The 12,403-nt window shown below is 36.7% G+C and carries 12 protein-coding genes and 2 tRNA genes; 4 read left to right on the forward strand and 10 right to left on the reverse strand.

Going from position 1 to position 12,403, the window contains the following annotated elements; genetic code table 11:
• Positions 1-11: 11 nt before the first annotated feature.
• The gene (locus ASU31_RS27720; protein WP_167346189.1) at positions 12-176 is read left to right on the forward strand and encodes a hypothetical protein; all 165 of its coding nucleotides are present in this window, start codon (positions 12-14) and stop codon (positions 174-176) included.
• Positions 177-191: 15 nt separating this feature from the next.
• Here ASU31_RS27720 and ASU31_RS14885 read toward each other — a convergent pair whose 3' ends face one another.
• The 3 genes from ASU31_RS14885 to ASU31_RS14895 all read right to left on the reverse strand — a co-directional run bounded on the left by ASU31_RS14885 (position 192) and on the right by ASU31_RS14895 (position 2,786).
• Positions 192-1,088: an NAD(P)/FAD-dependent oxidoreductase gene (locus tag ASU31_RS14885; RefSeq protein ID WP_057933086.1), complete on the reverse strand. Its 897-nt coding sequence runs from the start codon at positions 1,086-1,088 to the stop codon at positions 192-194.
• A gap of 68 nt (positions 1,089-1,156) precedes the next feature.
• A complete protein-coding gene (locus ASU31_RS14890; protein WP_057933087.1) occupies positions 1,157-1,789 on the reverse strand; it encodes a class I SAM-dependent methyltransferase in 633 nt (210 codons plus the stop codon).
• An 85-nt stretch (positions 1,790-1,874) separates the two neighbouring features.
• Entirely contained in the window at positions 1,875-2,786 is a 912-nt protein-coding gene (locus tag ASU31_RS14895) for a UbiA prenyltransferase family protein (protein ID WP_057933088.1), read from the reverse strand.
• Positions 2,787-3,006: 220 nt separating this feature from the next.
• Here ASU31_RS14895 and ASU31_RS14900 point away from each other — a divergent pair, with 220 nt between their 5' ends.
• Positions 3,007-3,426, forward strand: a complete 420-nt coding sequence (locus ASU31_RS14900; protein WP_057933089.1) for a VOC family protein — start codon at positions 3,007-3,009, stop codon at positions 3,424-3,426.
• A 384-nt stretch (positions 3,427-3,810) separates the two neighbouring features.
• On the opposite strand, the gene ASU31_RS14905 is transcribed toward ASU31_RS14900, so the two are convergent.
• The 3 genes from ASU31_RS14905 to recO all read right to left on the reverse strand — a co-directional run bounded on the left by ASU31_RS14905 (position 3,811) and on the right by recO (position 4,932).
• Positions 3,811-3,885: transfer RNA gene (locus ASU31_RS14905), tRNA-Val, on the reverse strand.
• Between the two features lie 148 nt (positions 3,886-4,033).
• Positions 4,034-4,111: transfer RNA gene (locus ASU31_RS14910), tRNA-Val, on the reverse strand.
• 95 nt (positions 4,112-4,206) lie between these two features.
• Positions 4,207-4,932 (reverse strand): DNA repair protein RecO, encoded by a 726-nt coding sequence (gene recO / locus ASU31_RS14915; protein ID WP_057933090.1) that lies wholly within the window; start codon positions 4,930-4,932, stop codon positions 4,207-4,209.
• A 121-nt stretch (positions 4,933-5,053) separates the two neighbouring features.
• Between recO and ASU31_RS14920 the strand changes: the two genes are divergently transcribed.
• Both ASU31_RS14920 and ASU31_RS14925 read left to right on the forward strand, forming a co-directional pair.
• Positions 5,054-7,405 (forward strand): efflux RND transporter permease subunit, encoded by a 2,352-nt coding sequence (locus ASU31_RS14920; RefSeq protein ID WP_057933091.1) that lies wholly within the window; start codon positions 5,054-5,056, stop codon positions 7,403-7,405.
• A 92-nt stretch (positions 7,406-7,497) separates the two neighbouring features.
• Positions 7,498-8,094, forward strand: coding sequence for a hypothetical protein (locus ASU31_RS14925; RefSeq protein ID WP_057933092.1), 597 nt, complete (start codon positions 7,498-7,500; stop codon positions 8,092-8,094).
• A gap of 30 nt (positions 8,095-8,124) precedes the next feature.
• On the opposite strand, the gene ASU31_RS14930 is transcribed toward ASU31_RS14925, so the two are convergent.
• From ASU31_RS14930 to ASU31_RS14945, 4 genes are read right to left on the reverse strand one after another with little or no spacing between them, the layout of a single operon-like run.
• Positions 8,125-9,981: an STN and carboxypeptidase regulatory-like domain-containing protein gene (locus ASU31_RS14930; protein WP_157258027.1), complete on the reverse strand. Its 1,857-nt coding sequence runs from the start codon at positions 9,979-9,981 to the stop codon at positions 8,125-8,127.
• Positions 9,982-9,987: 6 nt separating this feature from the next.
• Positions 9,988-10,938, reverse strand: a complete 951-nt coding sequence (locus ASU31_RS14935) for a FecR family protein (RefSeq protein WP_057933094.1) — start codon at positions 10,936-10,938, stop codon at positions 9,988-9,990.
• Positions 10,939-10,942: 4 nt separating this feature from the next.
• Positions 10,943-11,509, reverse strand: coding sequence for an RNA polymerase sigma-70 factor (locus tag ASU31_RS14940; RefSeq protein WP_083505374.1), 567 nt, complete (start codon positions 11,507-11,509; stop codon positions 10,943-10,945).
• 49 nt (positions 11,510-11,558) lie between these two features.
• Positions 11,559-12,350, reverse strand: coding sequence for an SDR family NAD(P)-dependent oxidoreductase (locus tag ASU31_RS14945; RefSeq protein WP_057933095.1), 792 nt, complete (start codon positions 12,348-12,350; stop codon positions 11,559-11,561).
• Between the last annotated feature and the right edge of the window lie 53 nt (positions 12,351-12,403).

The following is a 12,403-nucleotide window of genomic DNA, read 5'->3' on the forward strand; positions in this document are numbered from 1 at the left end:
AACTCATTCCTATGCTTATTAAATTAGACACATCAGTTTTCAGGCTTTTCAGGCACAAAGCAGAAAGCGAAAAAAAAAGTATTACACCACTTACAAGAGCGCAATGGATTACTGCCGATAGAATCGTAATAGCAGCAATATTTATTGCAACAATTGTTGGCGCAATCTTATTTTAAATTTCCGATGGTTGATCAAAAATCTTCAGAAATCATTTCCTTGTTCATCACCACTGCGGCCATTGTTCCTGCAGCTGTAATGATAGATAGCGACCTGAACAAGGTTGCACAGTCTCCTGCGGCATAAACGCCTTTGGCAGTGCTTTGCTGCTGCTCATCTACTTTTATTGTTTTTAAATCTGTTAATTCAAAACCGAGCTGCTCGTTGAAGTTACAATGTTGTTCAACATCCGATTTAACATATATTGCTTTTAAGGCTATTTTTTTGCCATTTTTGAAAACAACATCTTCAAGATAACCATTATTGTGCAGTAGTTCAACAATTTCATCTTCTATAATGTTGATTGATTTGGATTTCAGTTTTTCAGTCTGCTCGGCGCTTAGCTGTGATTTACCGTTGGTTAAAATCGTTAGATCTTTATTCCAATGATTCAGGGTTTTGGCCATCTCAAATGTATGTTCGCCATTCATTAACAGGCCTATTTTTTTATTCTTCACCTCGTAACCATGGCAATAAGGACAATGTATAGCAGAAATAGCCCAGCACTCGGCCAAACCTTTAATATCAGGCAGCACATCTTTTAAACCTGTGGCCAACAATATTTTTCGTGTAGTAAAATTTTCGCCGTTTTCTACGCCAACATTAAAACCTCCATCTATTTGCCTGGCCGAAATCGCTTTCCCCTCTAAAAATCGAACTGTCAGATATTTCAGTACTTCTGCTTTAGCAGCTTTAGCAATATCGGCAGGCTTATCGCCATCGTGTGTTAAAAAATTATGAGAATGTGGGGTTTGCCTGTTGCATGGTTTACCGGCATCGATTACCAAAACATTTCTGGTCGCCCTACCCAAAGTTAATGCGGCAGATAAACCAGCATAACTTCCTCCTATTATAATTACATCAAAATCCATATCTAAATCTTTTAATACAAAGATCTGAAAGGAATCATTAAACGCAACAACATTGCATTAAATGAATGTCATTTTATTTTTCGGAAGATTGTTGCCTTAATAAAGCTTCCATAATATAGCCGTTCCTCAACAATCAGGTAATTGGCTTTGAAAAAGTAAGGGTTCATATCGATAAGCTGATTTGCTTCTACTATGCCCAATAATTTAAAAAAGCCGTACATCAATCTGAGCAACAACCATTTCCACCAGTTTCCATTGATTTTATTGAGTGAAAAATCGACCAAAAACCACAATCCATCTTTCTTTAAATACGCGTTTAATTGGTCGAATACTTTTACCGCGCGTTGTTCCTCAAAGTTATCAAACAGAAAGGGCGTTAAAATTACATCAAATACTACATCAGTTTTAAAATCCTCAATACCAATGTTTACAAATTCAACGTGGTTACTTTTATAATTTCGTTTCTGTGAAAGCGCAATCATTTTGGCAGATATTTCTACATAAACGATCTTTAATCCACCAGAATAAATCTTCGCGAGCTCTTCTAAGATCCACCCGGTTCCTCCACCTACAATTAATATAGTGTTACCCTCCTGAATATATGGAAGTTGATTGATCTGTGCATTTACCTGAGATTTAAAAAACACCAAACGGCTTAAAGTATCGTAATGACTGGCTATTTTATCGTAGTTGTTAAGCATAGTATCAAGTAACGAGAATCAGGTATCAAGATTGAACTTTTCAAATATAAAATTAGCTTTGGTTTTTATGCTTTAATCTTTCAGTTTAATGAACAAACTGCATTCCGATTATTCCGCATATCGCCTTAAATAAGATCAGTCCATCAATTACCATCAGATAATAAAGAATGTTTTTTCTTCGGTGCATGGAATAGGCCACGTAAATGGTGAGAATGAATGGTAACACATTAAATAAAACCTGTGGCAATCCAAAACCTTTGTAACTGGCAAATATGCCTAAAGAAACTAAACCTATAATCAGCAATGGAATCAGGATACTGAAAATTGTTCTGCGCAGGCCATAACGTACTACGAATGTTCTTAAATGTTTATTGGCATCGGTTGGGTAATCTTTAATATCAAAAATGATTGCGTTTACCGTACAGAACATCCAGTTTTTAATAAATAGCCAGGTCCACAATACAGAATCGTGGTAGCCAACTCCAGTTTCAATTTTAAGCATAATCAATGGCAGCACATTGGCACAACAGGCCCACACAAAACCGATTACAAAAGCTTTTAACCAGCCTGTATTGCGCAGATTAAATTTGAGAAAAGATCTGGGCAATAAACCATAATATAAGCCGCCAGCAGTGATGATGATTAATATTGCGATCCAATAACTGATCGGCAGGCCCATAATATGCTGAAAGTTTCGGTAAAGCAGGTTTATAGCCAACAGCATACAAATAATAAAAAGCACAGCCTGACTCCAGTTAATAAACTGTTTATGTTTGAAGTACCACTGGTTGCGCGGATTGGTTGCAGATGGTTTGGTAGAAACCTTATTATAAGCGTAGGTATAATAGATGGTTGGCGCCAGAAACAGCAACAGGTAGTAATTTAATGAATTAAGTGGCAGCCTTAGTTGGAAAGTAGCCTCGAGTGTTAGGGCAACAGCCAGAATACCCACGAAGTAGTTTCCAAAAAAAATGAACCTGATAATTTTACCGAACATTTGTCGCAATTTTTCAGCTGGCAATTTCGGATATATAATTGAATAAGGTAAACAAATAAAACATAAATTACCTTCTATTTAAACTTACGATCAACCACTTCTGTGGAGAAAATATACTTGAAGAGAAGTGATTTTCTGCTATCTTGAAACCAGTAAGAAAAACCAACAAAAATGATATTGATTGTAACACCACTTACACTCAGTCCAATAGAAAAATAATATGGAAGAACAAAAAGACAACTTAACTCCACCTGTAGACAACACTCCAAAGGTGACCGGAATTGGCGGCATTTTCTTTTTTTCCGATAATCCACAGGAAACGAAAGACTGGTATGCTAAAAATTTAGGATTTGAAATGAGTGCATGGGGTACTTCGAGTTTCGAATCCAGAAACCTCAATAATCCTGATGAGATCGAATCACTTCAATGGAGTCCGTTCAAAAAAGGGGATGAATATTTTTCGCCATCCAAAAAAGATTTCATGATTAACTATCGTGTACAAAACATTGAAGGACTCGTAAACAAACTCAAAGAAAACGGTGTAACCATACTCGATGAGGTTGCAACTTACGATTATGGGAAATTTATCCATATTATGGATGGAGAAGGCAATAAAATTGAGTTGTGGGAGCCTAAATAGCATTTTTTTGTCATTCTGAACGCAGTGAAGAATCTTTTTAAGATACTCAGGATCAAACATGATCAGTGCGCTATGTTAGGGATTCTTTACTGCGTTCAGAATGACAGCGCTCAATAAGTAGTTTTTATAGCAGATGCTGAAATAAATTCAGCATGACGACCGCATTATAGAAAGATTCTAAGAAGTCTTTATATTTCAGATAATTTGAACTTGATTTACAACAAAAAAGCCTCTCAATAAATTGAAAGGCTTTAGTTGTGGGAAATGATCCCGATCCGAATCGGGACGACCCTCCCGGTGTAAAGGAGTCCTTAAACCAGCTGAACTAATTTTCCTCAAGAGCATAAAAAAAGCCTCTCAAATAAATTGAAAGGCTTTTAGTTGTGGGAAATGAGGGGTTCGAACCCCCGACCCCCTCGGTGTAAACGAGGTGCTCTGAACCAGCTGAGCTAATTTCCCTTTGGTTTTCTTATCAAACTAACTCATCTTTTTAGATCCGACCCTCCCGACTGATAACGTCGGGATGCGCTGAACCAGCCGAGCTAATTTCCCATTCGGGTGTATTTCAAGTTTTTATAAAAAAGCCTTCCAGTTGTACTGAAAGGCTTGGTGGGAAATGAGGGGTTCGAACCCCCGACCCCCTCGGTGTAAACGAGGTGCTCTGAACCAGCTGAGCTAATTTCCCTTTTATAATTTTGTCAAACTTAATGTCCCATCCTCCGTTTGGGAATGCAAATATAGCGCTATAAAACTGTTCTGCAAATCTTTTTTTCTTTTTTTTCAACTTAGCAAAGTTTCGAGGATTTTGTGCGATTGTACCACCCCGAAGGACGCTGTGTGTAAGGTATAGAAAACCAATATCTTATCTAACAAAAATCGTCGCTGTGCATTGCTCATTTTTATTTCAGAAATTTTTTCGAGTGGTGTATTAAAAAGTAAAATAAACCCGATAGCATCTTCTAACAGGAGATAATTGGAGTGGATTGGCAATCTGGAAGTAAACTCACCCTCCTGCAGATCGAAATAAATCTGATCGTTTCTCCTTTTCTCATTAGGCGAGAAACCCAGAAAACGGGTAAGTTTTAATAAAAACGACAAATGAAAATTGGGATTGATCTCTTCAATTTCATCAAACCAGGCAATCGAATTAAAAATATAATCGAATAAACTCTCATCCGCTGATTGTTGCCTGATGCTTTTATACAGCACCTCATTTAAAAAAATAACGATACTGGTTTTAATCATATCGTAAGGGATGCTTTTAAAAACAGGCGTTTGCCGAACTTCAGATACCCTTTGGATATTGGTATTTGCTTTATGATAAACCACCATATCCAACAAATGGAGCGATTGCAGCATGTTCATCTTAATCTTCGCTTTTGGCTTTTTAACACCATTAATGAGATAAGACTGCATACCGAATTTATCGGTAAGCACCTGCACTACTACACTGCTTTCACTGTAATTGGTGGTCTTTAAAACAATGCCCCTAACTTTGTACAACATCCGATTAAAACAATTTTTTCAAAAGTATGTTATTTGTGCAAATTTAATTGCGCAAAAAGTAATCACGTTTTACAAATAAGATTAGTTTTGCCGTTAATATTATTATTAAACTAAGCTGCACATGTGGGTTAAGCTATCGAGATTTATTCTTCAGAACCGTATCGCAATCATCGTATTTTTTTTATTGGGCACAATTTTCATGGCTTATCAGGCCAAAAATGTAAAACTCTCCTACACAGGAAGTAAAATCCTGCCTGTTACCGATAGCGCATTCGTAAAATACAACGCCTTTAAAAAGACCTTTGGCGAAGATGGAAGTGTAATGGTGGTGGGAATACAATCGCCTGATATTTTTAAAAAAGAAGTTTACAACCAATGGGTCCAGCTTTCTAACGACATTCAGAAATTAAAAGGCATTAAACAGGTTTTATCATCAGGAAGGATTTTTCAACTGGAAAAAGATACTGTAAACCAAAAATTTGTTTTAAAGCCGCTCCCTGGTGGTTTGGTTAAAACCGATGGTGAGATGGATTCGATCAAGAACACCATTTATAGCAATCCTTTTTTCGAAGGCCTGGTTTACAACCGTCAGAATGCCACCTTAATGGCCATCACTTTTGATACCAAAATCTTAAATACTGCTGAACGTAACCCCATTTTAAAAGAAATTGAAGCAAAAGCCAAAGCTTTCCAGGCCGCAACAAAGATACAGGTGCATATTTCGGGTTTACCTTATATCCGTACCGCGGTAAGTAAATTGGTAAGTAACGAATTCGTATTGTTTTTGGGCTTATCTATTTTGGTTTCTGCGCTAATCTTATTGTTTTTCTTCAAGAAATTTTATGCCGTGTTCTTCCCTATTTTAGTGGTTGTGATGGGTGTGATCTGGAGTATCGGCACATTGGTACTATTTGGTTTCGAACTGACTATTTTAACAGGGTTGATTCCGCCGCTTATTGTGATCATCGGTATTCCAAACAGTATTTTGTTACTGAACAAATACCAGAATGAACTTAGAAAAGACGGCGATAAACAACGTGCCTTAAGCGTAACCATTGAAAGAATTGCCATTACCACGCTAATTGCAAACATTACCGCAGCCATTGGATTTGGTGTATTGTATTTTACAGGAAGTGAGTTATTGATGCAATTTGGCAGTGTAGCCTCTATAAACGTAATGATTACCTGGTTAATGTGTTTATGTTTAATCCCAATTATCTTCAGTTATTTGCCAGCGCCTAAACTTAAGGCACAAAACCACGTTGAAGAAGGATTTTTGCATAAATTATTAGTCAAAACCGATACGCTCGTGCAGCACAAAAGTGGGCTGATTTATATCGGAACGATTATCATATCCATCATTGCCTTTATCGGTGTGATGAAAATCAATGTTAATGGTTATGTGGTTGATGACCTGCCTAAAAACTCGGAGATTTTAACGGATTTAAAGTTCTTTGAGAAAAATTTTGAAGGTATTTTACCCTTGGAAGTAAGTGTAGATACGAAGAAAAAGAACGGAGTATTCAATTTAACCAATCTGAAAAGGATGGAAAAACTGGAGAAAATGATTTCTTCCTATCCGGAGTTTTCGCGTTCCATTTCAGTTAATATGGGCTTAAAATATGCTACTCAAGCCTTTTATAATAACGATTCTACGTTTTTTCGTTTGCCAGATAATTTAGAAAAGAACTTTATCCTGGCCTACATCGCCAATGGCGGCAAGGGAAATGCAAGTTTGCTAACCAATTTTATCAGCAAGGGTAATCAAAGTACAAGAATCAGTTTTCAAATGGCTGATGTTGGCTCAAAACGTTTAGACGCTATTATGGCCGAATTAAAACCGCGGATCGACAGTATTTTGCCTCCGTCTAAATTTGATGTAGAACTTACGGGATCGAGCATTATCTTTTCTAAAGGGACAGATTATATGTTAAAACATCTGGTTGAAAGTATTGCCCTCGCCATCGTATTGATCTCTCTTTTAAGGTTGGCACAATTTAAGAGTTTGGGCATTATGTTTATCTCCTTACTACCAAACATTGTTCCTTTAATTATTACCGCAGGGATTATGGGTTATTTTGGAATTTCCTTAAAACCTTCAACCATATTAATTTTTACCATAGCTTTTGGCTTGGCTTCCGATCAGACTATTTATTTCTTAACGCGTTACCAGCAGGAATTAAACCTGACCAATTTCAGCGTACCAAAAGTAATTACCGATACGATTACCGAAACAGGCGTGAGCATGACACACATCGCATTAATTTTATTCTTCGGCTTTGGAATTTTTACGGCATCCACTTTCGGAGGAACGGTAGTACTGGGCTTGCTCCTATCCATAACCCTGTTGGTAGCTTTAATTTTCAATTTAACTTTATTACCAGCCCTGGTATTATGGTTAGATCAAAAGAAAGTAAGGAAACCGGTATCTGATGAAGAATCGGCGAAAAACATTGGTGAGTTTGACCATTAATTGAGTTTGGAGTTTTCAGTTGGCCGTTTGGATTTTATATCCTATAAGGTTTTAAAAACCTTATAGGATTCTTATATTTATAAAAAATTGCCATGAAATATTTCGACAAATTTCATCCCGACAATTTTTACCATATCTATAATCACGCTGTAGGAGATGAGAATCTTTTTAGAAAGCATGATAATTTTGTTTTTTTCTTAAGCAGATATGATAAATACATATCCCCTATCGCTAAAACATTTAGCTATTGTTTAATGCCTAATCATTTTCATGTATTGATACAGGTGAGAGATGAAAAGGCAATCAGACTGCTATCAAAAAATGATGATGATGAATTTGATTTCCATAAATTTATTATGCAACAACTTAGCAATTTTCTAAATAGTTATGCCAAAGCATTCAACAAACAACACAATAGAAAAGGCGCTTTATTTTTAGACTTCACTCGAAGAAAAGAAATCAAGGATGAATTTTATTTCTCTAGGTTAATTAATTACATACACCAAAACCCAGTGCATCATGGCTTTTGCAAATCAGCATCGGAGTGGGATTATTCTTCTTACAACTCAATAATTTCGATCAATAAAAATTCAAAACTTGAAAGAAATGCTGTTTTTGATTGGTTTGGGGGAATTGAAGAGTTTATAGCATTTCATCAAAAAGAGGGGTCCATAGATTTAGACCTATAAGGTTTTAAAAACCTTATAGGTCTTTAGTATCTACAAAACAACCAAGCCCACATTCCAACCTAACCAACCTGTATATCTCGAATTGTTAAAGGAGAAATCTTTATGTTTTTCCTGCAACAATCCAAATTCACCAATTTTGGTGTTTTGTTTGGTATAATAAACATTAACGGATGGACCGCCTTGTATGGCCAGCCATTTATTGATCCTGATATTTATTGGCAGCTCAAATTTATTCAGCAGGTTGAGGTAATCCCAGCTCCCCTGGTAAACATACTGGCTACTTATTTCAGGGTTTAAGGAAACGCTTTTAAACAATTTCATTTCCTTTCCAAAACCCAGTCCACCGGTATATATCTTTTCAGCTGATTTTTTGTTCGTGCCAAACATTAACATATTGTATAAACGTTTGCTGCCACCTTTATAAGCTATATTAAAATTAGTGCTTTCATTGGTGCTGAAACTAAATTTATGATAACCTTTTAATGCAATATTGATGAGTCCAATTGAATAGCCATCATTTTCATTCGAAACATTTAATATCCCAACTTGGGCGCCTTTTAAGTTTTTGGCATAATTAATTGCGCCAATTTGCAATCCACTAGCAGTTTGTCCGGTAAAATTGGTAAGCACGGCCAGATTTATCCCACTGCTTTCTTTATTGATGTTGGCAATGCCACCAATCTGTATTCCGCTTGTTCTACCAGCTACTATGTTACCACCAACTCCAATCTGAACACCCTTCGTCTCTTTATTAACCAGATTTAACGCACCTGTTTGCCAACCCTTTAAGGTTCCGCCTATTGTATTAAGTCCTAATGAAAGTTGAATACCTTTCACATCTTGATTAACATGATTATAAATTCCACCTACTTGAAAACCCTCGAAACTCTTACCTACCCGGTTATAAGCCAAGGCAACCTCGGCCGCACGAACATCGCCGATTACATCATTAAAAAAACCAGCAATCTGCACTCCACGAACATTTCCACCAACCAGGTTAAAAGCTCCGGCAAACTGAAAATATTGGACATTACTCTTGTTGATATTGAAAATAAAACCAATTTCGCCTCCATCTACCCCTGCACTATAAGCGCCAATAACATTAAGCGAAAACTTGTTTACCACCTGACCGCTCAACGAACCATGAGAATTTAAACCTGGAATAAGCGAAAACTGAAAAGGGGCTTTTGAGATAAAACCACCGATATTGATCGACTGGATTTTTTGTTGTGCGGTAACCAAAGCATTACCAAGCCAGGTATTTTCTACATCACCCAAATTTCCGCCGATAAACCTTTCGCCTGAATTTTCTTTTCTATTGGTAATGTTCACTTCAGCCAAAAAATGGGTAACGGTAGACTTATAATTTTCTTTACTTACCGTTAGCGATATAGGTTGTGTAATATTTTTTAACCGCATCGAAAAATAACCGTTCCCATCTGATATTTCGGAAACCAAAAGGTTTCGTTCGTAAATACTGGCATCCTGGATTGGTTTATTGGTCTGTTTATCTACCACCTGGCCCGTAATGGTATAAAGTTCAGGATCGCCAACCGATTCGTTAACCAACAAAACCAGTTCGAGCGGTGCATACCTGATAATCACAAAATTACCTGATTGGCGGTATTCGAACCTATGATTTAATATTTTATCCAGTGTTTCGGCAATATTGAGGTTGTTTTCGCGGATGCTGATCAAACTATCAACCGGCAATATATTGCTGTTATAAGAAAACCTGAAGCCACCTTTCTCTTCTATCATCGCCAATACAGCACTCAATTTTTGTCGTTCGATATTGAGAGAAATATTTCTGGACAAATTCGATTGAGCCCGCACCAAGCAACAGAAAATAAAGAGAAAAAGGACAGTAATTTTGAGCGTACGCATTGGTTCTTATTTAAGTTTAATCGTATCCTGCCCGTATTCAACTCGTATTTTAAAAGTTTCAGCTATAACTGTCAGGATTTCTTTAAGCGATTCATCTTTAAAAGTTGTGCTTATAGGGAGTGTTTTTAATTCAGGATTTACAATAACGATATTGGATTTAAATTTTTGATTAAGTACGGCAACTAATTCACTAAGCGGGGTTCCATCACAAAGCAATTCATTCGAATAATAGTAATTGTACAATTTACCCTGATTTTCTCCTTTAGATAAATGCCGCTGATTTTGACTTACTTCTACTTTCTCTCCTGCAGTTAAACGCACACTGTCATTTCGATTGTTCACTTTAACGATTCCACTTTCTACAATTACGACAACAGCTGCCCCATCACTTTTCACATTAAATGCGGTGCCTACAACAGTTACCTGAACATCATTAACACTAATGATAAATGGTTTCGACTTATCGGCGCTGACTTTAAAAAAAGCTTCGCCCCTTAGTTTAACATCGCGGGTTTTATTAAAAAACCCGCCTATAAAAGATATAGAAGATTGTTTATTCAGTATAGCGGTAGATCCGTCAGGCAATACCTGCGTTAAAGTATTTTCGCCACTATTAACATTTATTTTATTGCCGATTAAATTATTGTAGAAAAATAAGCCGGCACTAAAAAATATAAATACCACAGCTACCCAACGTAAAATAAATGTATAGCTGATCGTTTTTTTTTCAGTTTCTAAACGAGCATTTAACCGATCTAAAGCCTGATGTTCGTCAATTTCGGGATCAATCTGCAGCTTGCTTTTCTCCAATATCGTTCTGAAATCTTCTAATTGTTTGAGGTGATTGGGGTTTGATTTTGCCCAGGCTTCAACCTGCTCACTTTCAGGCGCAGTAGCTTCCCCAAGCAAGTATTTTGCAAGCAGATCATCGTTAATATGTGTATAGTTTTTATCCATAAGCTTATTTCAATAAAATAAAAATGAGGATCAGAAAATCTACTACCCTAAGGCGCAAAATCTTTAAAGCCTTCCCCATCTGGTTTTCTACCGTTTTAATAGAAATATTTAGTGCATCGGCAATTTCCTGATATTTCATCTGGTCGAACCTGCTCAACTGAAATACATTTCTGCATTTTTCGGGCAGCTCGTTTATTGCCGAATGGATATTCTTTTCCAGTTCTGTTGCCATGATTTCTGTATTTAAGTTTCCTGTATCGTTTTTCACAGCATCGGCATAATGAACGTTAAAATTCGATCTCACTTTTTGATGTTTGAGGTAGTTTAAACTTTCGTTGTGCACCGAACGATAAAGAAACGGTTTTAAAAATCCATCTGTTTTAAGTTGCGCTCTTTTCGTCCAGATGCGCACAAACACATTCTGAACAATTTCTTCGGCATCATCTTTTTCTTTAATTATGGTAAAAGCATAGGCATGCAGGCTTTTGAAATGCTTTAAAAACACTTCGTCGAAAGCCTGTTTATTACCGCTTTTAATTAATCCAATAAGATTGGTGTCGTTACTTTCCATAAAGCTAAACCTGCAAGGTTTTTAAAACCTTACAGGTTTTAGTTTAAATCTATGTTGTTAAAATCGATTTCAATTTACGCCTAATTATAATTTCTTTTAAAAAGCCGGGGATAATTTTATCCAACATCACCAAAAAACGATTTGCAAAACCAGGTATAATTTCTTTCTTGCCTTTAAGCATACCATCCATGGCTGCTTTGGCAACATAATCGGCCTCTAAGATAGTAGCCTTGGCGAAACCTTTTAACTCATTATTCATCACTAACAGCTCGGGTTTCGTATTAATGCCACCAGGACTAAGTAAACTAATATGCACATTTGTACCGCTCAATTCGAGCTGCAAACAACGGGTAAAATAACCGATAAAAGATTTGGTTGCCCCATAAACCTGTTTTTTTGGAACGATAAAATGTCCGCCCAAACTGCCAACATTTAAAATATAGCTTGCCTCACTTTTATCGATATGGTTTAAAAATAACCGCGTAAGCAAAACCGTATTGGTAATGTTGAGGTCGATCTGTGTTCTGTAAAAATCGACATTTTTATCTTCAAACCAACTCCAGTTCCCTAAACCAGCATTATTGATCAAAACATTTACCTCGATCTTATTCGCCATTAATTTTTCGAAAATTTCGCTGGCGGAGGTATTTTTGGTCAAATCCATTTCGATGCAGAACACCTTACTGTTAAAGTTTACACGCAGGTAGTTTGCTAAATGTTCTAGTCCACTATTTGGTAGCGAAACCAATACCAAACCTAAACCACGTTTGGCCGATTCGATAGCGAAAGATTTCCCCAGGCCCTCGCTTGCACCTGTAATCAATACTGTTAATTGTTTCATTTTTATGTTTTTTATATACCGTCTCCGTATGTCGCAAAGTGATTCCTTTGGAA

It is taken from the genome of Pedobacter ginsenosidimutans (assembly GCF_001442625.1).
Classification (GTDB): domain Bacteria; phylum Bacteroidota; class Bacteroidia; order Sphingobacteriales; family Sphingobacteriaceae; genus Pedobacter; species Pedobacter ginsenosidimutans.

Excerpts from the sequence above, each read along its gene's own strand:
- ASU31_RS14945 (WP_057933095.1), bottom strand. The coding sequence starts at position 12,350 with ATGAAACAATTAACAGTATTGATTACAGGTGCAAGCGAGGGCCTGGGG.
- ASU31_RS14920 (WP_057933091.1), top strand. The coding sequence starts at position 5,054 with ATGTGGGTTAAGCTATCGAGATTTATTCTTCAGAACCGTATCGCAATC.
- ASU31_RS14930 (WP_157258027.1), bottom strand. The coding sequence starts at position 9,981 with ATGCGTACGCTCAAAATTACTGTCCTTTTTCTCTTTATTTTCTGTTGC.
- ASU31_RS14925 (WP_057933092.1), top strand. The coding sequence starts at position 7,498 with ATGAAATATTTCGACAAATTTCATCCCGACAATTTTTACCATATCTAT.
- ASU31_RS14885 (WP_057933086.1), bottom strand. The coding sequence starts at position 1,088 with ATGGATTTTGATGTAATTATAATAGGAGGAAGTTATGCTGGTTTATCT.
- ASU31_RS14900 (WP_057933089.1), top strand. The coding sequence starts at position 3,007 with ATGGAAGAACAAAAAGACAACTTAACTCCACCTGTAGACAACACTCCA.
- recO (WP_057933090.1), bottom strand. The coding sequence starts at position 4,932 with ATGTTGTACAAAGTTAGGGGCATTGTTTTAAAGACCACCAATTACAGT.
- ASU31_RS14895 (WP_057933088.1), bottom strand. The coding sequence starts at position 2,786 with ATGTTCGGTAAAATTATCAGGTTCATTTTTTTTGGAAACTACTTCGTG.
- ASU31_RS27720 (WP_167346189.1), top strand. The coding sequence starts at position 12 with ATGCTTATTAAATTAGACACATCAGTTTTCAGGCTTTTCAGGCACAAA.
- ASU31_RS14890 (WP_057933087.1), bottom strand. The coding sequence starts at position 1,789 with ATGCTTAACAACTACGATAAAATAGCCAGTCATTACGATACTTTAAGC.
- ASU31_RS14940 (WP_083505374.1), bottom strand. The coding sequence starts at position 11,509 with ATGGAAAGTAACGACACCAATCTTATTGGATTAATTAAAAGCGGTAAT.
- ASU31_RS14935 (WP_057933094.1), bottom strand. The coding sequence starts at position 10,938 with ATGGATAAAAACTATACACATATTAACGATGATCTGCTTGCAAAATAC.